The organism is Marinobacterium sp. xm-a-152 (assembly GCF_013282965.1).
Lineage (GTDB): Bacteria > Pseudomonadota > Gammaproteobacteria > Pseudomonadales > Balneatricaceae > Marinobacterium_E.
Window position 1 is genome coordinate 73,918 of sequence record NZ_WBYI01000004.1, and the last position, 24,473, is coordinate 98,390.

Sequence of the window (24,473 nt, forward strand, 5' to 3'; positions counted from 1 at the left end):
GCCGAAATAGCCGATGACAGACTGAAGTCAGTCACGGTTCTTGGCCGGTGACTGGCTTTCAGCCTGTCACCTAAATTGATTCGACCTATCGACGCACCAACCGATAAACCACTTCACGCTGATTTTCAAAACGCCCTTCACTTAGATCAGCGCTATCAAGCTCTTCAATCTCAAACTCAGCAGAGAATAGACGTTGCACTTCATCACCTTTTACTGAAAAAGGTGGTTCGTTTCTAGGATTGTCATACTCGAGCGCAATCAACAAAATCTGATCGCCTACCACTGTGAGCCTTGCGATGTGCGCGGCGTAGTCGATTCGCATCTCGGGCGGTAGTGCTATTAGTGCCGCTCGATCGTAGATGGCTCGTGGGTGATTAAGCGCAGCGCGGGTGGTTTTAAAGACATCACCAGCCAACAGAGAGATTCCATCACGCTCACGACGGTGAAAAGCACCCTCATCAATGGCATCGATATCGACACCCTGCTCTGCAAAAAAGTCACGGCACGCCAGATCACTCAACTCAACACCGGTCACCTTATGACCCTGTTCACGCAACCAGAGCATGTCACGGCTTTTACCACAGAGCGGGACAAAGACAGACTCCTCTCCAGAGAGCTCAAGTGTGGACCAATATTTCGTCAACCAATGGTTAAAATCTGACTGGTGAAAACCGATGCGATTTTCAGTCCAGCGCTCATGCCAGAAGGCGTGTTTCATAGGGGTTTTTCCTTAAAATGGGGTGATTCGGGTAATTTAACTGATCGATGTCGTGCTTAGCGAGCCCTAAAAAGGTATAATCCGGCAAATTTTTGTAATTAAGACTGTGAATTAGAACACCATGACTAGACAATCATCTTTTAACCGTGACGAACTTCTAAGCTGTGGCCACGGCGAAATGTTTGGCGAAGGCAATGCCCGCCTACCTGTTGGCAACATGCTTATGATGGACCGTATTACCAAGATCTCTGCTGAAGGTGGTGAGCACGGTAAAGGCGAAATCATCGCTGAACTAGATATTCGTCCAGATCTTTGGTTCTTCGACTGTCACTTCCCTAGCGATCCTGTTATGCCTGGCTGTCTTGGTCTAGACGCAATGTGGCAGATCGTTGGCTTCTACCTAGGCTGGAAAGGCAACCCAGGTCGCGGTCGCGCACTGGGTTCAGGTGAGGTTAAATTCACAGGTCAGATACTACCGACTGCTAAGAAGGTCACTTACAACATCCAGATGAAACGCGTGATTGAGCGTAAATTGGTTATGGGTATTGCAGACGGTTCGGTATCAGTGGATGGTCGCGAGATCTACACAGCAACGGATCTTAAAGTCGGTCTATTCACCAGCACCGAAAACTTCTAAGAGCGTTAACGCTTAGAAACACAATTAGAGAGAGAGTAAACATGCGTCGAGTAGTTGTTACCGGAATGGGTATCGTTTCTTGTCTAGGTTCTGACAAAGAGAGCGTTCTGGAATCACTAAAAGAGGGCAAGTCAGGCATTAAATTCCAGCAGGAATACGCTGATCTTGGCTTCCGTAGCCAGGTTGCAGGCAGTATTGATGATCTGGATCTGGATGAACTGATCGATCGTAAACTGCGCCGCTTCATGGGTAATGCAGCAGCTTACTCATACATCTCAATGGAACAAGCTATTAAAGATGCGGGTCTATCAGAAGATCAGGTTTCGAATGTACGTACTGGCCTGATCGCAGGTTCTGGTGGTGCTTCGTCGGCTGACATTGTTGAAACCGCTGACATTCTTCGCGATAAAGGTGTTCGTCGTGTCGGTCCATACCGTGTGACTCGCACCATGGGCTCTACCGTATCAGCCTGTCTTGCAACCCCATTCAAAATCAAAGGTGTGAACTACTCAATCACCTCTGCTTGTGCGACCAGCGCACACTGTATTGGCAACGCGATGGAGCAGATCCAACTCGGCAAACAGGACATTGTCTTTGCCGGTGGCGGTGAAGAGCTACACTGGTCTTTGAGTGTCATGTTTGATGCCATGGGCGCCCTATCAAGCAAATACAACGAAACACCAGAAAAAGCGTCTCGCGCTTACGATGCAAACCGTGACGGTTTCGTGATCGCAGGTGGCGGCGGCATGCTGGTTCTTGAAGAACTAGAGCACGCTAAAGCGCGCGGCGCGAAGATCTACGCTGAATTGGTCGGCTACGGTGCAACCTCAGATGGTTACGACATGGTTGCTCCATCCGGCGAAGGCGCTGTTCGTTGTATGCAACAGGCTATGAGCACGGTTGATGGCAAGATCGATTACATCAACTCACACGGCACTTCGACACCCGCAGGCGATATTCAAGAGCTGAAAGCGATGAAAGAGACCTTCGGTACAGAGATGCCACCGGTCAGCTCAACTAAGTCACTGGCGGGTCACTCACTGGGCGCTACAGGCGTACAGGAAGCGATCTACTGTCTACTGATGCAAGAGAACAACTTCATCTGTGCCTCAGCGAACATTGAAGAGATCGACCCAGAAGCTGAAGGCCTACCAGTTGTGACAGCACGCAAAGATGGCGTCGACCTACAACGCGTGATGTCGAACAGCTTCGGCTTTGGTGGTACCAACTCGACTCTAGTGTTCGAGAAGTACAACGGTTAATCGCCTCGCCACTCAATAAGAAAGCGACCCAGGGGTCGCTTTTTTTGTACCTATTAACCACAACTCAATCCATGCTATAACTAAAGCTGTAAATAACTGGAGATAAAAATGGTTACAGCGATCATATTGTTAAAAGTTCAAAGACAAAAAATTCAAGAGACCGCTACGCTTCTCGCTGGAATGGAAGGTTTTACAGAAGTTTTCTCTGTCAGCGGAAATTTTGATTTAGTTGCGATGGCTCGTGTTGAAAATAACGAGGCGCTATCTGATCTGATTACCAACAAATTAGCTGAGGTTGATCATATTGAAGAGACTGAGACGATGCTGGCTTTTAAAGCCTATTCAAAACACGATTTGGAGGCAATGTTCGGCCTAGGCTTTGAATGATTAATGTAAATAGATGGGCCGTACTAACTCTACGACCCACTGCTGTCTATTTGTCTCGTCCTCGATTAATAGAGATTCATTAGAGTAGTGTTTCAACTCCACTAGACCGTCGGTACGAGTCTCCAAAAGCTTATCGCGCTCAATTAGCATCACTACATCATCATCAAGTTCGCTAATAAAAGAGACGAGCTCATGATCAACAATGACCCCATCTCTATTAATCTCAACTTCAACAATATCTGGACCTGACCTTTCCAAGTGATCAAGCAGATCATTCCAGTGAGTCTTGGGAAAAATGCCTCTAAACACTCTTAGTTAAACACCTTTAATAAATTTACTGAGTTATACGCCCAACCACTGCTTCTGGACTTCGGTATTGGCCTTAATCTCTTCCGGTGAACCTTGCCACACGATCTGTCCTTTACCCACCACACTGACATCATCGGCTAAGCTAACCGCAAAGCCAAAATTTTGTTCAACCAAAATAATCGTCAAACCTGTCTCTTTTAGGGACTTAAGCTGAGCATGAATCTGCTTTACGATGATTGGAGCAAGCCCCTCTGTTGGTTCGTCAAGAATAAGCAGCTTAGGGTTCATTAAAAGCGCACGAGCAATCGTTAGCATTTGCTGCTCACCGCCCGACAACTCATTACCAAAATTGTTAGCACGCTCAGACAGACGCGGAAAAACGTCAAACACTCGTTCAATCGTCCAACGTTTCTGCCCACCATTGTCAGCGTCAACATAACGTTTAGCGGTTAGCTCTAAATTTTCGAGCACGGTTAAAGAGGGAAATATATCACGCGTTTCAGGCACGTAGGCGATGCCTTTTCCAGCAACGGTATAGGGCTCCAATTTTTGAATTTCGGTCCCTTCCAAAGCGATACGACCCTGCTTGGGTTTAACAAGTCCCATTATGGTTTTAAGGGTCGTTGACTTGCCCGCACCATTTCGACCTAGTAGAGCATGAACTTTGCCCGCTTGAGCTGTAAACGACAAGTCAAAGAGAACCTGTGTCTCACCGTAGCCGGATTCTAAACCTTTAACATCAAGCATCTTCAAAAGTCCCCAAATAAATTTCTTGCAGTAAAGTGCTTTCGCGGGCTTCATCAGGACTCCCTTCAAACACCACTTCACCATAATTAAGAACCGTCATGCTATCAGCCACATCAAATGCCAAGCCCATATCATGCTCTATGATAACGATGGTTAGCTCCTCTGGCAGACGCTTTAAAAGGTGATGAAATGCGCCAATCATTTCAGGCCCAACACCAGACGTAGGCTCATCCATCAGCAACACACGTGGTTGAGTAGCAAGGGCAATACCAACCTCTAGCTGACGACGAATACCATAAGCCACATCAGAAACACGCTTATTCAGATGCTCTGTAAGATCAACTTGAGCAGCAGTCTCTCTTACTAAGGCTCGCACGTCAGGAGAAGTGAGCGAGTCACGCCAAAGTGTGGTTGATTTTTTAGTTTTAACGGACGCTGCTAAGCCTAGATTTTCAGCAATAGTTAGACCATCAAACAAAGTATTTTGTTGATAGCTTCGACTCAAACCAAAATTAGCGCGTTTCGCTACACTCCAGGAGGTCACATCTTCGTTATTGATTTTGATACTTCCTGAGTCTGGCATAAATTCACCGACCAACTGATTGAACAGAGTTGTTTTACCCGCACCATTCGGCCCTAGAATGACTCTTCGCTCACCTTTGGCAACACTCATAGACACATCACGTGTCACATGAAGAGCACCAAAGTGCTTAGATAAATTAGTTACCTCAAGCATGATTACTCCTCGCTCAACACTTTTCGTGGACCAGCCGCTTTCGTTCTGCGCTGCTCGATATAACTTTCCAACATGCCGTAGATCCCTTTGGCACCGCCCATAACAACCAAAATGAGAATAATGCCAACAATCAAATGCCAATGGTCGGTGTAATTACTAATCTCATGTTTCAGCACGACAAAGGCAGTTGCGCCAATAATTGGGCCTACCAGGGTTCCCAATCCACCCAGTATGACTACAACTAGCACCTCACCTGAGTGAGTCCATGAGAGTAGGCTGGGCGATATAAACATAAAGTGCTGTGCAGATAGGGAACCCGCTAGACCTAACACAATACCTGAAAGCCCAAATATATTGGCCTTAATCAGCGTGACTGGCTGACCCAGCGCTCTAGAACGTTTCTCGCTGTACATGATACCTACCATGCTTCGACCCAAGCCTGAGGAGAGTACTTTAGCGACAAAAAGATAGGAGATAGCCAAACAAAACAAGCAAAACAGAGCAAAGTTGGTTGAGTCGAATAGATCGATACTGATGGGCGTAAGGTCTAGGCGAGGGATACCTGCCATACCGTTGTCGCCCCCTAAGTAACTTGACTCAAATACAAAAGAGTAGGCCATTTGACCAAAAGCCAAAGTTGCCATAATGAAATAGATGCCATGGGATTTTGAACAGATCAGGCCGATTAACCAAGAGACCATCCCAGTCAGAACACATGCTATCAGTACCGATTCTAAAGCCCCAAAACCCAACTTAGTACACAAAGTTGCAAAGACATAGGCACCTAGACCGGCCAGAGCACCGTGACAGAGCGACACCATGCCGCCGAACCCTGCAACCAAATCAAGCGCCAGAGCGATCATCGCTAAGATGAGCAATTCAGTGAGTATCTCGACACCAAAATAGTCGGCTGTCATTGCGATGTACGCGCAAATCAATAGATAGCCAATCATTATAAAATTTCTTAAAGGCGTTTGAAAAAACATGATTTACCCTCCTTTTGCTGGGAACAGACCAGCAGGTTTGGTGACCAAAATAAACGCCAAAAGAAGGTAGATAACAACTGACGCAAACTGAGGAGCAAAAACAGAGCCAAAGGTTTGTACAAAACCATATATAAGCGAGCCAGCAATAGCCCCTTTTAAAGAACCCAATCCGCCAATAACAATAACGATAAGCGTGGGTATAAGAATTTCTAATCCCATCTCGGGAACAACCGATAGCAAGGGAGCCGCCACTGCGCCTGCTAGGCCTGCCAAGGCACAGCCCACACAGAAGACTAAAAAGAATAGACGTTCAACGTTGATCCCCAAGCAAGAGGCCATCTTATCGTTATCAACCCCCGCACGAATCATGGCGCCAATTTGTGTTTTATTTAGCACTAAATTAAGAATGATAAGTGCAGTCAAGCCAACCAGCATCACAAAGAAGCGATAGGCAGGATATTCAACACCTAACAGCGACACTCGGCCGGAAAGAATCTCTGGCACATCCAGAGCCAAGGCTAGGTCACCCCAAATAATTCGAGTAATATCCAATAATGCGAAGATCAACCCAAAGGTCACCAAGACCTGAGCCATTGGACCACTGGAGCGCATACTTTTGATCAAAAATTGATAGAGTACCAACCCAAGAACAGCGACGGCTAAAGGCGCGACAAACAGCCCTACCCAATAACCCATGCTGGCTGCGATCGTAGCAGCAACATAAGCACCGAAGGCATAGAGCGCACCGTGCGCAAGGTTAACGAAGTGCATTAGACCGAAAATTACGGTCAAACCCACTGACAAAAGAAACAAAAGCATCGATAGCTGCAACGCATTCAGCAATTGCAGAATCCAAAAACCGGTATCCATTGGAAGGCCTCGAAATGAGCTGGGCTTGCGCCCAGCTTTTATTGCAAATTGAAACGAAATTAGAGTGAACAACTACCCGCTGGGTCACGTTCACTCGGAAGTTGAGCAACAACTTTCTGAGTCAATTTTTCACCATCTTTTACGGTTTCATACACGTAAAGTGGCTGCACAATGTTGTTTGTCTTAGGATCAATAGAGACTTCGCCACGTGGACCCGAGAACGAAACTTTCGAGATGGCTTCTGCAATAGAAGCACGATCATCTGCACCGCCTTTGAGTGCAAGCGCTAGAGCCTGAGCAGCGTCATAACCCGCCACAGCAAACTCAGATGGGGAACGACCATCGTTCATTGATTGGAATTTTTGAACAAAGGCATTGTTCACATCAGTGTCAATCGTTGGCGCGTAGTGCAGAACGGTTGTAACACCGACAGCAGCATCACCCTCAGCCTTCACGTAAAGTGGTGAAGTCAGGAAGCCTGAGCCGTATAGTGGCATAGTCTCATCTAGACCGAAGCTATCGTATTGCTTAACAAAAGCAATGGCTTCACCGCCAGCATAGAAGCTGTAAACAGCATCTGCACCCGACGCTTTGGCTTTGGCCAAGTACGGACCAAAATCTTTTGTCTTGCGGAATGGTGTGTATTCGCCACCAACGACTTCGCCGCCTGCAGCCTCAAACGTACCAACAAAACCTTCAATCATTTCACGACCCGCTGTGTAGTCAGGTGCTAGTGTGTACACTTTTTTAATGCCATTTTCTGCCATCCATGTACCCATTGGACGGTTGATTTGGCCATTAGAGAAAGAGAAGCGAGAGATGTAAGGGCTACACTTCGCACCAGTAACAGAGTTATCACCCGCGTTAGTGATTAGAAGCGGGACTTTAGCACCATGAACAAAATCACGAAGCGCACCAGCAACGGCAGAAGAGACCAAACCAGTCATCACATCGACTTTATCTTGAAGAACCAGCTTACGGGCCTTGGCAACTGATTTACCTGGATCAGCTTCAGAATCCTCACGAACATATTCTATGTCTAGACCTGAACCAAACTCTTCCATACCCAATGCAAAACCTGCATCTATCTCTTTACCCAGTGCCGCATAAACACCGGAAAAAGGAAGAAGAACGCCAACTTTAGTCGTCTCAGCTGACGCAATTGAGGCACTTAGCACACCTGCAGTTAATGCCGAAATCATTGCTGTTTTTTTCATGATTGACTCCTTTTTTTTATTGTCATCATTAGACCTATGTGTGCCTGACTAAAAACGGTCAACTTCTAGCCAGGTAGAATTCAGTGAAGGAAAGCTCCTGCCGTTTTTTTAAGTTCTGCTAAACACTCGGATTCAGTTCGGCCTGTCGTATCAAGAGTATAATCAGACAGTTTGTAGCCCGATTCACGCTCTTCTAAGATCAGTTTAAGATCCTCTATCGCCTCTTTAAGACCAGCCATTGGACGAGTATCACCTTGATCCATAACTCGAGAAAGATGCTCTTCTGGCGAAGCTTTAATCCAAACCGAGAAGAAGTTATCGAGGAGTAATTTGAACGACTCAGTTTGAGAGACCAGTGAACCACCCGTTTCTAAAATAACCGGTTCATTCAGGTTTAAAACATATTCAAGCGCTTGCGCTTCAATACGACGGAATTTCTTCTGCCCACCAAGATCTAAAATCTCTCCGATAGACATATTTGCGAGTTCTTCGATTAGAGCAGTCAGGCGGATGAAGCGAACATTCATCTCTTTGGCAAGCAGTTGGCCCAAAGTGGTTTTACCTGCTCCGCGAAGGCCAACCAATGCAACACCATGCCCCGATGCTAAGCTGCTTGCGAAATGTCGTTTCAAAAGCTGTAAAGCGCTATTTTGTTGCTCCTCAGTCAAAGAGGATACAAAGCTAGCAAACAGTGGATTAATACCGTCACGGCATTGATCAGGAATAATCTCTGAAAACGGAATATCAAACGCCTCAGCGACTCGCCACAAGACACTCAGTGTGATGTTAGCTTTACCCGTCTCCAACTGAGCAAGATAACGTTCAGAAACGTCAGAGTGCTTAGATAAACTCTTACGAGTCATGCCGCGCTTAGCTCTGAGAGATCTGACTCTATTACCAATCTCTTCTATGTATTGTTGCAACGCAAGTTCATCGAATTGGGTATCAATATCTGAGTTATTCATCAATACCTCCACAGGCCTGCACATAAGACTCGAGTCGCTTACGATACTTTTCAGGAATATCGATCTTGGTCATCGACTGATTGTTGACGAACACGTTGACCGTTTCAGCAACCACACACTTTAAACTTTCATCATTCAAAATGGTGACGTGAAACCCAACAGAGGTTTGTCCCACCTTGTTTACAAGAACTTTACAGTGGAGATCAGATCGAGGGGTCAACGGTGAAAATATATCGTATTTGACCGAAACAAAAGGCGTACCAATGTGCTCATCTATATTGAGTTCAAACCAGGGCATCTCTAACACCTCACGCATGAAGTGATCGATCGCTTCTAAAATGTAATCAGCAATCCGGCCTGTAAAGACTATTTGAGCAGCATCTGTGTCGCCCCATTGGGGGCGACGCTTATAAATCAGAGGAGCATTCATTGGAAAGACTCTTAACGAATTAATAGGTCTCTATATGATACCTACCTTCCGATTTAAGTGACGAACGAATTTCACTCCAATCCATGCCATTATCTGCACAGATCTGTGTAAAGCTAGATTCAACACCCTCTTCCATGCCTTTCAGACCACAGATGTAAATTTGAGTGTTGTTATCTTTAAGAAGTGCTGCAACATCGTCTGAACGCTTCAACATACGATCTTGAACGTACTCTTTATCGTTCTCATCAAGTCGGGTCATTCGTGAGAAAACAAGCTCTTGATCAAGAAGGTCTGCAGGAACCTTTTGTAGTGGCCCGAAATAAGGTAACTCGCTAGCGGTGCGGGCCCCAAAGAACAGCATCATCTTGCCTTTGCCATTGGCAGCTAAACGACGACGGCGCTCTGTCATACCGCGGAATGGTGCCGCGCCTGTACCTGTACAGATCATCATTAGATTCGCATCCGGATCATTAGGCATTAGGAAGGTACTACCAAATGGTCCAGTTACTTGAACCTCATCGCCTTTCTGTAGGTCACACATGTAACCTGAACCGACACCTTGACGTGATTCGCCATCAACATCGAAAGTAACGCGCTTAATAGTAAGCGCTAGATTGTTGTAACCAGGACGCTCGCCGTCACGGGCACTCGCAATTGAGTAGAGCCGAACCAAATGCGGCTTCCCTTTATCATCTACGCCCGGTGGAATAATACCAATTGACTGTCCCTCTAAAACAGGGAAACTCTGCGAACCAAAATCCAAAACAATGTGATGGATATCAGACTCTGTACCCTCTTCAGTAATACGCATATTACCTGTTACCTTAGCCTTAGCTGGGTTATCACGGGTCCAGAGATTAATCTGTGGTTTTGATGCTGTTGCTGGAGCTGGCACTGCGCCGCTAGAAGCGTGGGCAACATCAAGAATATCATTAGCTTCAGACTCTGATGCTTCAGACTCCGAATCAACATTAACAAGCTCAATCTCTTCAGGCAGCTCATCCCAAGAGTACTGTTCCTCTAGAGAGTAAGGCACATTAACTAGTTGCCAACTATCAATTGCACCTGTAGGGCAAGGAGCTATACAGCTCATACAGTTGTTACAAAGCTCGGCATTCACAACGTAGTTATCATCGTTATGCTCGATTGCTCCATCTACTGGGCAGTTCTCTTCACAGGTATTACAACGAATACAAACTTCAGGATCGATAAGGTGCTGTCTAAGTGAAGTCATGACTGATTGCTCTTGTTATAAGTGAATAAAATGCCCGGTTCTGTTGGAACCGGGCAGAGTGAGTTACGCTAGTTTTACGTACTCAAAGTCAGACGCTTGCTGGTTTACGCCCACTTTCGGAGGAGCAATCCAGTTTGCATACTTGCCTGGCTCAGTACACTGAACCATGAGGCTGTTGATAAACTCTAGATCAGAGTCATTAGGCAACCAGTTAGCAAGGTTTGCCTCAAACGTCTGCGCATCAACAATTTCACCAGATGGGGTAACATTGATATCAGCGAACGTACCAATCTTACGGTTGAAGGCTTTGTGTGGTGGTACCAATTCGAACTCAATACCAGCTTTAGCAATCGCCTTGTTCCAACGCTTAATGCCGCTCGTCGCATCTTTGATGTAATCATCAAGTAGACGACCGTTAATAGCTGAAATTGCGTCTTCCTCAACCTCAACTAGCTGACCATCAACAACTTGAAGTACTGGATACTTCTCATTGTAAAGCTGGTGATCGTCATCAAGCTTTTCTTCCATGTAACGACCTTTGATACCTGCTTCGAAGGCAGCAGCGCCGTTAGTCGACAGCTCAGCACCGAACAGATCCAGTGTAACCGCCATATGGAAGTTCAGTTTTTTCTGAATAGTCGGCAGATCGATTACGCCAAGTGCGCGCACAGCTTCGATATCGTTAGGATCAGTAATGCCCGCTTCCTTCATCGCTGCACAAGTACGCTCTAACACACGCATAACACCCGACTCACCAACAAACATGTGATGCGCTTCTTCAGTCAACATGAATCGACACGTACGTGACAACGGATCAAAACCAGACTGAGCTAGGGATTCAAGCTGCATCTTACCGTCGCGATCAGTAAAGTAAGTAAACATGAAGAATGACAACCAATCTGGAGTCTCTTCATTGAAGGCACCAAGAATACGTGGTTTGTCTTCGTTACCAGAGTTACGCTCTAGCATCATCTTAGCTTCTTCACGACCCTCTTTGCCAAAGTACTTCATTAGAAGGTAGACCATTGCCCAAAGGTGGCGACCTTCTTCAACATTGATCTGGAAAAGGTTACGCATATCATACAATGATGGTGCCGTAGAACCGAGATGGCGCTGCTGTTCAACTGAAGCCGGCTCAGTATCACCCTGAACAACAATCATTCGACGCAACAGTGAACGGTATTCAGCTGGGACTTCTTGCCAAGCAGGCTCGCCTTTATGTTTACCAAATGGAATGGTACGACCCTCAACTTGAGGTGCTAAAAGCACACCCCAACGATACTCCGGCATTTTAACGTGGCCAAATACAGCCCAGCCTTTAGGGTCAACACCAACAGCTGTGCGCAGGTAAACTTCTTTATCATTGAAGCCGTCTGGACCAAGATCGCCCCACCACTCAAGGAATTTAGGGTGCCACTCTTCAAGCGCCTTTAAAAGACGACGGTCACTTGATAGATCAACATTGTTTGGAATTAAATCGTCGTAGTTAACTTCTACGCGGACGTTTTCAGTAGTCATTTTTATACTCTCCAACACTTCGTTCAGTTATACACGTTTAAAATCATATTCAGCACGGGTACCCGTACCGTAGAGCTTCAATGCACCGCCCTCGGCAACTGCATTTGGACGCTGGAAGATCCAGTTTTGCCATGCTGTTAAGCGACCAAAGATTTTAGTTTCCATTGTTTCAGGACCCGCAAATCGCAAGTTAGCTTCAAGGCCTGTTAATGCATCTGGTGAGTAACTGGCACGTGATTGAATGACATGAGGGACTTCATCTTCCCAGTCAATGTCATCAAGCGCGTCCGTTACAAGACCCAACACAGCACAAGCAGCTGCGTCTAAACGGTTTCCTATTGTTGCTTTTGCTTTTTCAACAGATTCTGGCTCACCTAAAAATCGCGTATCCAAACGGGAAATATCATTACTCATTGGCAGTGTTCCAAAGTTCATCGCACTCAGCTCAATAGAGGCTTCTGGGGTATCATCACCCTCAAACTGACCTTCAAGCATGTAAGTACGATCTGACGCAAACATCAGTTCCGCTAGGAAGCCACCAAAACAGCTTCCTGGCTCAACAAGCGTCACAAGAGTACGTGAGGTCATGTCAACACGCTTCATAACGCGTTTGAAGTAGGCGGTCACTTCACGAATGAACCAATGATCAGCGTTTGCTTGCAAGAAGGCATCAGCTGCCATTACGGCATCCAAATCACCTTGGGTTTTCAGAGATAAAACGCCCTGCTCTAGCTCGTTAGCACGCAAGTGAAGGATGGCATCATCCAATTCACGAGTCATACGAAGAACCCAGAACTCAGCACCTTGAGCTAGCGCAGCATCGGCTGTAGCTGGCATAGATGAATCGTTTGTTTTGATGGTAATTTCTGCTGTGCGTGCATCGCGGTCAACGGCAACAGAGACAGTAGAGTACTCAACTGCATTATCAGAAATAGTGCGGTTAAGCTGAGTCAAATCACAACCCTGACCACCTGGACGATCTGACAAAGAGGCCAATTCCTTCGCACGCACATCGACTGCCTCAGCGAATTTAGAGCGAGGCACAGCAGCATCCACCAAACGCCAATCGACTGCTTTCTGACCAGCAGCACCCTCTTCAATAGAACAGAAAATATCAGCACGGTCACGACGCACTTTACGCTTATCAACGACACGAGTTAGACCGCCAGTACCTGGCAGAACAGCTAGGAGCGGCACTTCAGGCAGTGAAACAGCTGTACTTCCGTCATCAACCAAGTAGATTTCGTCAGCAGCAAGAGCCAATTCATAACCACCGCCTGCAGCAGTGCCAGAAACCGCACACAAGAACTTAAGACCAGAGTTCTGACTAGAGTCTTCGATTGAGTTACGAGTCTCATTAGTAAATTTACAGAAATTTACTTTGTGTGCATGAGTAGAGAGACCTAACATTTTAATGTTAGCACCGGCACAGAAGATCTTATCATTACCTGATGCAATGACAACCGTCTTAACTTCAGGATGCTCAAAACGGATGCGCTGCAATGCGTCATTTAACTCAATATCAACACCTAGGTCGTATGAGTTCATTTTAAGCTGGTAGCCCTCTGCAAGAGTTGCATCAGGATTAACGTCCATAATCAGGCGACAAACATCACCTTCAAATTCTAGTTTCCAGTGATTGTAGTCGGCTGGTTTGGTTTGAAAATCGATCATCTGTCCTTTCTCCGGATACACTTATTATCGTTTTGTCCATTCAATAAATGCACTATAGTTCATCTTTTATTGATTTACTACAGTTTTTTATCATTTATTTGAATTAAATTTCTGATAATAGAAATGAAACCGGAACTCTAGTTCATTAAGCACACTAGACTCTCTCGATAATGGCAGCAATACCCTGCCCCACACCGATACACATGGTACACAGTGCATATCTACCTCCGCTACGCTCAAGCTGAGTCATAGCAGTTGTGACAAGACGTGCACCGCTCATGCCAAGTGGATGACCCAACGCGATAGCACCACCCTGAGGATTAAGTCGAGTATCATTGGGATCAATATCGAGTCCCCTCAATACGCCCAATGCCTGAGAAGCGAAGGCCTCGTTTAACTCAATAAGATCCATTTGATCCAATGTTAGACCAGATAGTTTCAGTACTTTATTGACTGCTTCGATTGGGCCAACACCCATGATTCGAGGATCGATACCAGCGGTTGCCATAGCAACAACACGCGCTCGAGGTGTTAACCCGTTAGCAGCGGCACCGGATTCGCTGGCCAGCAGCACGGCACAGGCGCCATCATTTATGCCGGAAGCGTTGCCCGCAGTCACCGAACCATCACCACCATTAACTGTTCTTAATTGAGCTAACTTCTCGAGTGATGATTCACGCGGGTGCTCATCGACATCAAAATAGCTAATGTTGCCGCGACGGTCTTTAATTTCGATTGGTACAATCTCATCAGCAAAAAGACCCGCTTTTTGAGCAGCCGCTGTTTTAGCCTGACTGTTAAATGCAAACAGATCTTGCTCTTCACGGCTGATACCATATTCAGCCGCTACGTTATCAGCCGTTTGTGGCATGGTATCAACGCCATACATCGCTTTAAGCGCAAGGTTAGTAAATCGCCACCCCATCGTGGTGTCTTCTAAAATTTGAGAACGCCCAAAAGAAGTTTCAGACTTACCCATAACAAAGGGAGCTCGCGTCATCGATTCGACGCCGCCAGCAAGTGCAACATTCAGCTCACCCGCTTTAATGCCTCTAGCCATGGTACCAATGGCATCCAAACCAGAACCACATAGGCGGTTGATGGTTGAAGCAGGAACCGAAGTGGGCAAACCTGAGAGCAATACTGACATGCGAGCAACATTTCGATTATCCTCACCTGCCTGATTAGCACAGCCCATCAGCACATCATCAATTGACGCTGTATCTAAAGAGGGAACCTCAGCCAGAGTTGCTTTAATAACCTGAGCTAATAAGTCATCAGGGCGAACGGTGGCCAGTGAACCTGCGTAACGACCAATAGCAGAGCGTTTTGCTGCACAAATAAAAGCTTCAGCCATGTTTAAATCCTTGTTTAATCAATCTGATGAAAAGGGGCATTTACGAATGCACGCTGGAGCAGCGCAGGCGATACTCGGTAACGATCATCGCCATAATATAGGCTGATGTTATCCAACACATCGGCTACGAAACTGGTGCCTAGCTTATCGGCCCATGCTAATAGACCGGTCGGATAGTTCACACCTGCCTGCATAGCGGCATCTATTCCAGCGGCATCAGCAATTCCTAAATGAAGCGCATCAGACGCTTCATTAATAAGCATAGCGACTGTTCGCATCACTATCAGACCTGGCAAGTCCTTTACAACCCGAGTTTTGACACCCAAGAAATCGAACATTGCATAGACTTCAGTCCAAACCTCTTCAGGCATTTCCGGATGTGTTGATAGCGCTAGAGATTCACATGTCGAATAGTCGATAGCGAGATCCATTTGAATAAGGTTGCGATTATCTTCAGCCAGAGAACGCTCTAGGGTTGTGCGACCATCCGTCAAAACCAGTGTTGCGCCGTTAGCAAACACGATTTCGCCCTCATCACCTTCAGTCTCGGTAGGAATCTCTATTCCACGCGCCTTAATTCTATCAATAAGCGACTTAATCGCGGGTGATACCACAGCACTGCTAATATTAAAGAACCCACCAAAACGGATATCATCCCACTCAAGGTTTGGGACTAACTGTTTACCCTCAGGGTACTGATAAAAGCCACGACCACTCTTACGTCCAAGCCAACCGGCATCAACTAACTCTTTTTGCATGAGCGATGGTTTAAATCGAGGATCAAAATAGTAAGATTCAAATACTGAGCTCGTCACTGCGTAGTTAACGTCCTGCCCGATAAGATCAGTCAACTCGAAAGGCCCCATACGAAAACCGCCGGCTTCTTTTAATAAAAGATCGATTCGCTCAGGTTCAGTGACACCCTCTTCAGCCATTCGAAGCCCTTCAGCGTAAAAAGGACGTGCTACTCGGTTAACAATAAAACCTGGCGAGGATTTAGCAGCCACACCCACTTTGCCCCACTGCTTAGACAGTGCAAGTAATGTTTCAACAACCTTAGCGTCGGTCGCCAAGCCATGAATCACCTCAACCAACTTCATAATAGGTGCAGGATTAAAAAAGTGCAGACCTGCTAAGCGAGCAGGATCTTTCAACGCCGATCCAATAGCAGTCACGGAGATTGAGGAGGTATTAGTTGCTAAAATAGTTTGGTCTGAACAGATCGACTCCAGTTGTTGAAACAGCTGTTGCTTAATGTCCAAACGCTCAACAATAGCTTCTACAACCAGATCGGCCCGTTCCATAGAGTTGATATCATTGACGTAGGAGATTCGATCGCAAATGCCCTGTGCATCTTCCTCACTGAATTTACCGCGTGAAACCAGCTTATCCATCGATTTTTTTAGATTCGCTTTTGCAGCCTCGAGTACCGATTCACTCAAGTCAAAGAGCACTACATCTAAACCAGCTTGAGAAGCGACCTGAGCGATTCCTGCACCCATAGTGCCTGCACCAACTACGCCCACCTGTTTAATTTGGTCAACCGTTTTGTATTGTGTGGTCATATCATTACTTCTTATCTAAAAATTGCTGAACTTTCTGCCAAAATTCCGGATTGCGACCGGCTAGCTTCTGGCATTGACTTTCCAGTTCCAGTTGAGCGGCAAAGTCATTATCAAAAGCGCGATAGAGGCTACGTTTAATGAGCTCCAAGCCCAACTTAGGCTTACCCTTTAAGTTGGAAACAATATTATCTACCTCTGATGAGAACTGATCCTCTTCTACCGCTTTCCAGATGAGTCCATATTCAGCTGCCTCTTCACCCGTAACAACCTCACCGAGCATGGTAATAGCCATAGCTTTAGCCTGACCGGCATTCCTCACCAGCGTCGCTGTTGCACCAGCATCAGGCACCAAACCTAAATGACTAAAAGGAAAAGTGAACTTTGCCTGTTTCTTTGCAATAACAATGTCACAAGCTAGCGCGAGCGATGCACCAGCTCCAGCAGCGACACCATTAACTGCAGCAATGACAGGAACAGGCAGATTTCTCAATCTAATAACCAGAGGACTGTAGGTGTTTTTTAGAGAGTCCCCCAAATCAGGCTTGGGTTCTCCATGAGGAATACGACGCTCCTCAAGGTCCTGCCCTGCACAGAAACCACGACCCTCGCCTGTCAAAATGAGACAGCGTAAAGACTCCAAACGCTCAATCTCTCTAAGAGCTACTTTTAACTCTGCGTGCATAGTTTTACTGAACGCATTGAGTCTGTCAGGACGGCTCAATTTTAATTCAACAACACCATCTGTCTCTGTAACTTGAAGACATTCGTAGTTATTTGATAAAGACATCACTCACCTCTTAACGCAGTTGCCCGCGCTAGATTAGTCTGCACAGCAGTTGTCACATGGTAGAAGTCTAATCCTCGTAAACCACCTAATTCTTGACCACCGCCTGCACGACCCGGGCCACCGTGAATACACATCGGCATCACATTGCCATGACCTGAATGACCGCGACTAACACTGTCATCAACAATCAAAAGACGCCCATGAGTCGAGCCGAGCTCGACCACTGCGTTCATAGCAAATTGATCATCGTTAGTGAAAATTGAACTCACCAATGAACCTCCACCTCGGCGCACCAACTCGAAAAGTTCTGTTTCGCTGCTGTAAGGCATCAGTGTTGCAACAGGACCAAACACTTCTGTTTCATGTACTTGAGTAGCTGATTTAGGGTCCTGACACACCAATAGTTTTTGCGTGACGTAAAAACCAGATGATTCGCCATCTAATGTTCCAATATCACCTTCAAAAGCTATCTCTGTCTCACTTAGCAGTGCTTTGACACCCTCTTCTGCTGCTAACTGTTGCGCTGCACTGACTAATGGACCATAAGTAACACCTTCATTAGCGGGGTTACCTGGTTTTCCTTTAGAAAGCTTTGCAACCAACGCTTCCTTCGCAGCCTCTAACTCCGAATCAGGCACAAAGATGCGACGAACAGCGGTACATTTCTGCCCCGACTTAATCGTCATCTCTTTAGAGACCTCGTGAATAAATGAATTAAATCCGTCTGAACCTGCAGTAAGATCGGGTCCAAGGATGGATGAATTAATACTATCGGCTTCGGCATTGAATCGAACTGATTCACTGATAACCCTTGGGTGCGATGCAAGCATGGCCGCGGTATCCGCTGAACCTGTAAACGCTACCGCGTCTGCAGATGTAATGTGATCCATTAAATCTCGACCACCTCCCGCCAAAAAGCTAAATGCACCTTTAGGAAGAATGTCTGCATTAATAATATCGCGCGCCATGACCCATGCAACCGGCAAAGAGACAGCCGCTGGTTTAACCACCGCGGGCACACCAGACAGAAGCGCAACACCGAGCTTTTCTAGCATGCCCCATGCTGGGAAATTGAATGCATTTATGTGAACAGCAGCACCTCGCAGTGGCGTCTTTACATGAATCGCTCTGAAGTTCTCATCTTTTGTGAGCTGTTCAAATTCACCATCTGCAATCCATTTACGATCACCAAGCTTCTTACCCAATGAAGCGTAGTATTTTAGTGTACCGATACCGCCTTCCACATCTAGAAATGTATCCATTGCGGTGGCACCATTATTTTTTGCGCTGAGTTCAGCGTACTCCTCTTTGTTCTCACCCAGAACAGCGGCTATCTGTTTCAATAGGCCGGCACGCTCTAAATAGGTCATGCCACGTAGCGCTGAACCGCCCTCTGTTCGAGCAAAATCGAGAATATCACCCCCACTGACTTCGTAACCTGCGATGTTACCCATTACTGAGCCATCCAACGCGCAATAAACGTCTGCTGCGGTGCTACCGTTATCTTGCCACTCACCTAATAGGTAACTCATCATTCGCATGGTTATTTACTCCTTAACGTCTTATAAACTGTGCTTAAATTCTTTTATTGCAGCAATTAACTGCTCCGGCGCATCTCTATGGATAGAGTGACGACAATTTGGGATGACTAATGACTCGGATCTAGAACCGGCCTGTGAGACAATTGCATCAACTTGATCAAGTGTTCCATACTCATCTAGATCACCTTGAACAACGAGCAAAGGCACTCGGATCGACTCCAAGTAGGACTCGATATTAAAATCGAGAAAGTCTGGATCAAGCCAAGCCTTATTCCATCCCCAAAAGGCGCAGTCAACATTGTCACCATGGTAACGGGCCAACCCTTGGCGAAGACCGCCTGACTCATAAGCGTCACGGGCCTTCTCGATACTTGCTACACAAACAGGTTCGTTAAACACATGGGCTGCAAGTGTTACAACACCGATCACACGATCATCCGTTGAGGTGCCTGCAAAAATCAACGCGATTGAACCGCCATCACTATGGCCAACTAGAATAAATTGATCGTACTCAAGTTGCTGCATAATTTGGGGCAGCCAGACTGTGGCTTCTTCAGCCATGTAGTCCAATCGACGAGGTACCTCAACGGGAGACGATTTACCGTACCCACCCCTGCTATAAGAAACAACATCCGAACCGGTTTGATCCGCAAGTTGCTGAGGAAAATCCTTCCACAACTCAACACAACCAAGCCCCTCGTGCAACAAAATAAAGGCGACGCTATTTCTAGCGCCACCTGCTGGTGTTGTTATAACCGCCTCATGCTGGCGGCCATCTACTTCAATAAAATTAACCACTAACCAAGCTCGCGCAATTTGAACCGTTGAATTTTACCGGTCGCTGTTTTTGGTAAATCCGTGACATAAATAAACCAACGCGGATATTTATGCGGCGCAAGATTAGCCTTAACAAAGTCTTTCAACTCTTGATTTAACTCTGGAGTCTCTTGAACAGACTCTTTGAGAATGATGTACGCTTTCGGCTTGACCAGGTCGTTATCATCCATCGCTCCGACAACGGCGGCTTCAAGTACCGCAGGATGCCGAATAAGTGTCGCTTCTACTTCAGCAGGAGATACATATATTCCGCTCACTTTGAGCATGTCATCTGAGCGACCTGCGTAGACGTAATTACCCTCTTCATTGATGTAGAACTTATCGCCACTGCGAGTCCATTCACCTTGGAAGGTCGCAGTACTTTTTGCACGGTTATTCCAATACATGATCGCTGTAGAGGGCCCCTTGGTTACAAGATCACCAATTTCACCAGAAGGTACTTCATTATCGTCAGCATCCAACAACTTAACCTCATAGCCCGGCACCGGTTGACCTGTAGTACCGGGTGCCACGCGACCTGGAGCATTAGATAGGAATATGTGAAGCATCTCGGTAGAACCGATGCCATCAATAATGTCGCTACCCATTTCCTCTCTCCACTGTTCTAACAATTGAGCAGGTAGGGCCTCACCAGCCGAGGTACTCATACGTATAGGCAATAAGCCTTTTGCAGGTTTATCTTGTTTTGCCAACATTCCGGCATACAAAGTAGGTACGCCGCAGAATACCGTTACCGAATGCTTCTCAAGACGCTCATAAACGGAATCAGGCGTTGGACGACCAGAATAGAGAATCGTTGTAGCCCCCACCGATAGTGGAAAACTAAACGCATTACCTAAACCATAGGCAAAGAATAATTTAGCCGCCGAGAAAACAACATCATCCTGCTGAAGATCAAGAACGCCCTTGCCAAACAATTCCGCCGTTTGAATGATGGAGGAGTGAATATGAACCGTACCCTTGGGTGCACCAGTCGAACCTGACGAGTACAACCAAAAACAGGGATCATCACAAGTCGTCATAGGCCCTACGAATGAGTCGGTGCCTTTTGCTTCTAAATCCGCCACCGAATCACACCCATCCACAGACTCTGATCCCGTTACAATCAGAGTTTCTAACGTAGGTACTTTACCTAGAAGTTCTTTAAACGTCGGAACAAAACTAGGATCTATAATAGCCACTTTAGCGCGACTATCATTAAGCATGTACTCATAATCTTTAGAAGTGAGTAGCGTATTGACTGCTATTGGCAATACACCCGCTTTGATACAACCCAAGAACGATACGGGCCAATCAATAGTATCCAGCGCACACAAGAAAACCCTTTGCTCAGCCTGAACGCCTAGCGAGTTAAGTGATGAACCGAGACGATTGGACCTTCGGTCTAATTCTGAGAAGGTAATTGTCGCTTGATCATCAATATAAGCAAGCTTATCACCGAAGCCAGCGTTTAAGTTACGCTGCATCAAATCATAGGCTGCATTATAGTTTCGAGGTACATTGACCACAGGCGGATTTTGCGAGTGATCGCAGCTGCTTAATTCAAAATCCATTGCTTGATTCCTTTATTATTAATGACAGTTCTAAGGACCGTCTTAAGAGAAATTATTTTTAGAATTATCGAGTAAACTCTATTGCACCATCAGGCAACAGATAGATGACAAAGGCTTCACCGTTGGCCACTGTCGGTTTATGCGCACTGCCAGGTGAGTAAACTTTCCAACCATGATCGGTGCCATCAAATGCAGCGCCTTCGTTCAATGGAATAACCAGATCCACTTCACCATTAGGATGCGAGTGATGCGGACCAACCACATCATTCATCAGCACAACATCGACGCTGAAACCTGCAAGGTCATTACTAGGCTTAAACACCCGACCATATTTGATGCCGCCAGCCTCGTATTGGCACAGCCACCCCTCATCTACACCGATGGAGCAGAGACTTTTGAGTTCAGAAAACCATTCACTGTCACTGGAAAACTCTGAGTTGAGGGAGTCGGTTAGGGCAGGAGAAATATCACGGCCAGCCAACCACTGGGTCACCGGCGCAATAAGGTCGTGGAAACGCGCTTGATTCATAATCTGAAGCCTATTTTATATATTGTTATAGGCTATATGTTGCATTATCTTTGAGATAAGTCAATGCAATATATTTCATATTGTTATTTCCCCTGATAATTAGGGCGTCGTTTTTCCTTAAAAGCAGAAATACCCTCATGCTTATCTTCACTGTCAAGAAGACGAGAAAATGATGAGCGCTCAGCATCCAAACCTGCATCAAGTGGCAGATCAACGGCTGCTTTAATAGCTCTCTTATTTTCGATAACTGCAAGTGGTGCTTTGGTTGAGATCAACTTAGCAATATCCAAAGTCTTTTCGATCGTTAGCTCGGGTTGACAGACTTCTGTTACCAAACCACAAGAGAGAGCCTCATTGGCATCAATAAACTCGCCCGTTAAACACCAGCGCATCGCTTTCCCCTTTCCAACAAGGGTAGCAAGTCTTTGAGTACCCCCTGCTCCCGGCAAGATAGCAAGATTAACCTCGGGCTGTCCGAACTTAGCATTATTGCCTGCTACCAAGAAATCACACAGCATAGCCAATTCATTACCGCCACCCAAACAAAAGCCGTTAACGGCACCGAGTAAAGGCTTTTGTAGTTGTCGTATAGCTGCCCAGTGTTGATTTCGCGGATCGGTTGCTACGTCCGCGCCTGTTTTACGTTGCAACTCATCAATATCAGCACCCGCAGCAAAAGCTCGTTCATCACCCGTTAGGACCATCACCGAAATGTTGGTATCAGCATCCGCCTCGACCAAACACGTCGCTATTTGACCCAACATATCAGTCGATAACGCATTGAGCTCACGAGGTCTGTTGAATTGAATCAACAACACGGATCCATGAAGTGAAAGATTAAGCGACGGAAAACGATCGCTATTAAGATTTTCTAGAGTATCCATACCAAACCTTCGAACTGACTATCAATAAAACCAAACATGCAATATATTACACATTCAATCAAAATAATATTGGTAAAGTAACATGCCCATCTATCAATTAGCAGGTGTCACACCCGTCATTCACCCTAGCGCCTATGTTCATCCAACAGCTGTCGTTTTGGGTGATGTACACATTGGTGAAGATTGCTACGTAGGACCTCTGGCAAGCCTGCGAGGTGATTTTGGAGCCATCAAACTAGGCAAGGGTGTCAATATCCAAGACTGCGTAGTGGTCCACAGCTTCCAAGATATCACGGTTGTTGTCGAGGATTATGGCCACATAGGGCATGGTGCAATATTGCATGGATGCACCATCCGTGAAGGTGTACTGGTAGGTATGAGCGCAACCGTCATGGATAAAGTCGAGATCGGTGCTAGAAGCTTTGTCGGGGCTCACAGCTTTGTAAAAACAGGGGACTCTTTTCCTGAGGGTTCGATGATTTTGGGAACACCCGCAAAAGTAGTGCGCGAACTATCAGAGCAAGAGATGGCTTGGAAACACAAAGGCACAGAGGCTTATATTGCACTGGCGAAAGAGTCTCTCAAATCATGTGTAGAAGTAGAGCCACTCACAGAAGCTGAGCCAAATAGAAAAACGATCAGTATTGGTGAGAAAGTTTTACCAAAACAGGACACCGTTAAGTAGTTAAGGAATTAAACATGTCACTAACCCGCATTGATGGAAAAAAGGTATCCAAGCTCTGCCTAGGCACTATGACTTGGGGTGAGCAGAACAGTGAAGCAGAAGCCCACGAACAGATCCAATACTCAATGGATCAAGGCATCAACTTCATGGACTGTGCTGAAATGTACCCTGTTCCCCCTGTTGCTGAGACAGCTGGCCGATCTGAAGAGATCATTGGTACTTGGTTTGCAAAGAATGGACATCGAGAGGATTGGGTAATAGCAACTAAGGCAGCTGGATCCGGCGCCAGCATGGAGTATCTCCGCGGCGGCCCAAAACACAATTTAGAGTACTTAACCAAAGCGGTCGATGACAGTCTTCGCAGAATGCAGACAGATTACATTGATCTTTACCAGCTACACTGGCCAGAGCGAAGTACGAATATATTTGGTCAGCTTGGCTATCGCCACCGCGAAACCGATGACACCCCGATTCATGAAACTCTAGAGGCTCTGAACATACTGATTAAGAGCGGAAAAATTCGCTCAATTGGGCTTTCAAATGAGAATCCGTGGGGAACTATGCGGTATTTAGAGCTCGCTCGAACACAGGGACTCCCTAAAATCGAAACGGTTCAAAATCCTTACAACTTGTTGAGTCGTGTGTATGAAATTGGCATGGCCGAAGTATCCCATAGGGAGGACGTCGGTTTAATGGCCTATTCGCCCATGGCATTTGGAGCCCTGAGTGGTAAATATCGAAATGGAGCCAAGCCTGAAAACGCTCGAATCACTCTTTTTGAACGTTTCGCGCGTTACTCAAGCAAAGAGTGTGAAACAACAATCGAAGCGTACTGTCAGCTTGCAGAGCAGTGGGGGATGGAACCTTCCCAAATGGCACTGGCATTTGTTAACCAACAACCCTTTGTTCTCTCAACGATCATTGGTGCAACTACAATGGAACAACTGAAATCCAACATTGTTAGTGAAGCGTTAGTGTTGGATAAAGATCAGCTAAAAGCAATTAACAAGATTCATAACTCACAACCAAACCCTGCACCTTAGCC

The 24,473-nt window shown here is 46.2% G+C and carries 25 protein-coding genes; 5 read left to right on the forward strand and 20 right to left on the reverse strand.

Translation table 11 applies throughout. The features are described from left to right. Window positions 1–85: 85 nt before the first annotated feature. A complete protein-coding gene (gene tmpT, locus XMA152_RS04720; protein WP_173482884.1) occupies window positions 86–718 on the reverse strand; it encodes a thiopurine S-methyltransferase in 633 nt (210 codons plus the stop codon). A 121-nt stretch (window positions 719–839) separates the two neighbouring features. On the opposite strand from tmpT, the gene fabA reads away from it, so the two are divergent. From fabA to XMA152_RS04735, 3 genes are all read left to right on the forward strand, one after another. Beyond that, window positions 840–1,355 (forward strand): 3-hydroxyacyl-[acyl-carrier-protein] dehydratase FabA, encoded by a 516-nt coding sequence (gene fabA / locus XMA152_RS04725; RefSeq protein WP_173480360.1) that lies wholly within the window; start codon window positions 840–842, stop codon window positions 1,353–1,355. Between the two features lie 41 nt (window positions 1,356–1,396). After that, on the forward strand, window positions 1,397–2,617 hold the full coding sequence (gene fabB, locus XMA152_RS04730; protein ID WP_173482885.1) for a beta-ketoacyl-ACP synthase I: 1,221 nt from the start codon (window positions 1,397–1,399) through the stop codon (window positions 2,615–2,617). 108 nt (window positions 2,618–2,725) lie between these two features. Then, the gene (locus XMA152_RS04735; protein WP_173482886.1) at window positions 2,726–3,004 is read left to right on the forward strand and encodes an Lrp/AsnC family transcriptional regulator; all 279 of its coding nucleotides are present in this window, start codon (window positions 2,726–2,728) and stop codon (window positions 3,002–3,004) included. Here XMA152_RS04735 and XMA152_RS04740 read toward each other — a convergent pair whose 3' ends face one another. The 19 genes from XMA152_RS04740 to XMA152_RS04830 all read right to left on the reverse strand — a co-directional run bounded on the left by XMA152_RS04740 (window position 3,005) and on the right by XMA152_RS04830 (window position 22,743). Beyond that, window positions 3,005–3,313 (reverse strand): hypothetical protein, encoded by a 309-nt coding sequence (locus tag XMA152_RS04740; RefSeq protein WP_173482887.1) that lies wholly within the window; start codon window positions 3,311–3,313, stop codon window positions 3,005–3,007. Window positions 3,314–3,346: 33 nt separating this feature from the next. After that, on the reverse strand, window positions 3,347–4,060 hold the full coding sequence (locus XMA152_RS04745) for an ABC transporter ATP-binding protein (RefSeq protein WP_173482888.1): 714 nt from the start codon (window positions 4,058–4,060) through the stop codon (window positions 3,347–3,349). Further along, on the reverse strand, window positions 4,053–4,796 hold the full coding sequence (locus tag XMA152_RS04750; protein WP_173482889.1) for an ABC transporter ATP-binding protein: 744 nt from the start codon (window positions 4,794–4,796) through the stop codon (window positions 4,053–4,055). The genes XMA152_RS04745 and XMA152_RS04750 overlap by 8 nt, the downstream gene beginning before the upstream one ends. A 2-nt stretch (window positions 4,797–4,798) precedes the next feature. Further along, window positions 4,799–5,749: a branched-chain amino acid ABC transporter permease gene (locus XMA152_RS04755; RefSeq protein WP_217361976.1), complete on the reverse strand. Its 951-nt coding sequence runs from the start codon at window positions 5,747–5,749 to the stop codon at window positions 4,799–4,801. 36 nt (window positions 5,750–5,785) lie between these two features. After that, window positions 5,786–6,652: a branched-chain amino acid ABC transporter permease gene (locus XMA152_RS04760; RefSeq protein ID WP_173482891.1), complete on the reverse strand. Its 867-nt coding sequence runs from the start codon at window positions 6,650–6,652 to the stop codon at window positions 5,786–5,788. 59 nt (window positions 6,653–6,711) lie between these two features. Next, window positions 6,712–7,869, reverse strand: a complete 1,158-nt coding sequence (locus tag XMA152_RS04765; protein WP_217361975.1) for an ABC transporter substrate-binding protein — start codon at window positions 7,867–7,869, stop codon at window positions 6,712–6,714. An 80-nt stretch (window positions 7,870–7,949) separates the two neighbouring features. Then, complete coding sequence (locus XMA152_RS04770) at window positions 7,950–8,834, reverse strand: helix-turn-helix transcriptional regulator (protein ID WP_173482892.1); 885 nt, start codon at window positions 8,832–8,834, stop codon at window positions 7,950–7,952. After that, entirely contained in the window at window positions 8,827–9,264 is a 438-nt protein-coding gene (locus XMA152_RS04775) for a thioesterase family protein (protein WP_173482893.1), read from the reverse strand. The genes XMA152_RS04770 and XMA152_RS04775 overlap by 8 nt, the downstream gene beginning before the upstream one ends. A 19-nt stretch (window positions 9,265–9,283) precedes the next feature. Continuing rightward, window positions 9,284–10,498, reverse strand: coding sequence for a benzoyl-CoA 2,3-epoxidase subunit BoxA (gene boxA / locus XMA152_RS04780; protein ID WP_173482894.1), 1,215 nt, complete (start codon window positions 10,496–10,498; stop codon window positions 9,284–9,286). A 63-nt stretch (window positions 10,499–10,561) separates the two neighbouring features. After that, the gene (gene boxB / locus XMA152_RS04785) at window positions 10,562–12,016 is read right to left on the reverse strand and encodes a benzoyl-CoA 2,3-epoxidase subunit BoxB (protein WP_173482895.1); all 1,455 of its coding nucleotides are present in this window, start codon (window positions 12,014–12,016) and stop codon (window positions 10,562–10,564) included. 27 nt (window positions 12,017–12,043) lie between these two features. Further along, window positions 12,044–13,690 (reverse strand): 2,3-epoxybenzoyl-CoA dihydrolase, encoded by a 1,647-nt coding sequence (gene boxC, locus XMA152_RS04790; protein ID WP_173482896.1) that lies wholly within the window; start codon window positions 13,688–13,690, stop codon window positions 12,044–12,046. A gap of 154 nt (window positions 13,691–13,844) precedes the next feature. Continuing rightward, window positions 13,845–15,047, reverse strand: a complete 1,203-nt coding sequence (gene pcaF, locus XMA152_RS04795; RefSeq protein WP_173482897.1) for a 3-oxoadipyl-CoA thiolase — start codon at window positions 15,045–15,047, stop codon at window positions 13,845–13,847. A 14-nt stretch (window positions 15,048–15,061) separates the two neighbouring features. Beyond that, window positions 15,062–16,612, reverse strand: a complete 1,551-nt coding sequence (locus XMA152_RS04800; RefSeq protein WP_173482898.1) for a 3-hydroxyacyl-CoA dehydrogenase — start codon at window positions 16,610–16,612, stop codon at window positions 15,062–15,064. A gap of 4 nt (window positions 16,613–16,616) precedes the next feature. Beyond that, the gene (locus XMA152_RS04805; protein ID WP_173482899.1) at window positions 16,617–17,399 is read right to left on the reverse strand and encodes an enoyl-CoA hydratase-related protein; all 783 of its coding nucleotides are present in this window, start codon (window positions 17,397–17,399) and stop codon (window positions 16,617–16,619) included. Then, window positions 17,399–18,940, reverse strand: coding sequence for a 3,4-dehydroadipyl-CoA semialdehyde dehydrogenase (locus tag XMA152_RS04810; RefSeq protein ID WP_173482900.1), 1,542 nt, complete (start codon window positions 18,938–18,940; stop codon window positions 17,399–17,401). The genes XMA152_RS04805 and XMA152_RS04810 overlap by 1 nt, the downstream gene beginning before the upstream one ends. A 21-nt stretch (window positions 18,941–18,961) precedes the next feature. Continuing rightward, window positions 18,962–19,738, reverse strand: a complete 777-nt coding sequence (locus tag XMA152_RS04815; RefSeq protein WP_173482901.1) for an alpha/beta fold hydrolase — start codon at window positions 19,736–19,738, stop codon at window positions 18,962–18,964. Further along, entirely contained in the window at window positions 19,738–21,330 is a 1,593-nt protein-coding gene (locus tag XMA152_RS04820; RefSeq protein WP_173482902.1) for a benzoate-CoA ligase family protein, read from the reverse strand. The genes XMA152_RS04815 and XMA152_RS04820 overlap by 1 nt, the downstream gene beginning before the upstream one ends. Window positions 21,331–21,394: 64 nt before the next feature. Further along, the gene (locus tag XMA152_RS04825; RefSeq protein ID WP_173482903.1) at window positions 21,395–21,859 is read right to left on the reverse strand and encodes a DUF4863 family protein; all 465 of its coding nucleotides are present in this window, start codon (window positions 21,857–21,859) and stop codon (window positions 21,395–21,397) included. An 83-nt stretch (window positions 21,860–21,942) separates the two neighbouring features. Further along, the gene (locus XMA152_RS04830; protein WP_173482904.1) at window positions 21,943–22,743 is read right to left on the reverse strand and encodes an enoyl-CoA hydratase-related protein; all 801 of its coding nucleotides are present in this window, start codon (window positions 22,741–22,743) and stop codon (window positions 21,943–21,945) included. 82 nt (window positions 22,744–22,825) lie between these two features. Here XMA152_RS04830 and XMA152_RS04835 point away from each other — a divergent pair, with 82 nt between their 5' ends. Next, on the forward strand, window positions 22,826–23,428 hold the full coding sequence (locus XMA152_RS04835; protein WP_173482905.1) for a transferase hexapeptide repeat family protein: 603 nt from the start codon (window positions 22,826–22,828) through the stop codon (window positions 23,426–23,428). Window positions 23,429–23,442: 14 nt separating this feature from the next. Then, entirely contained in the window at window positions 23,443–24,471 is a 1,029-nt protein-coding gene (locus tag XMA152_RS04840; protein WP_173482906.1) for an NADP(H)-dependent aldo-keto reductase, read from the forward strand. Window positions 24,472–24,473 lie beyond the last annotated feature (2 nt).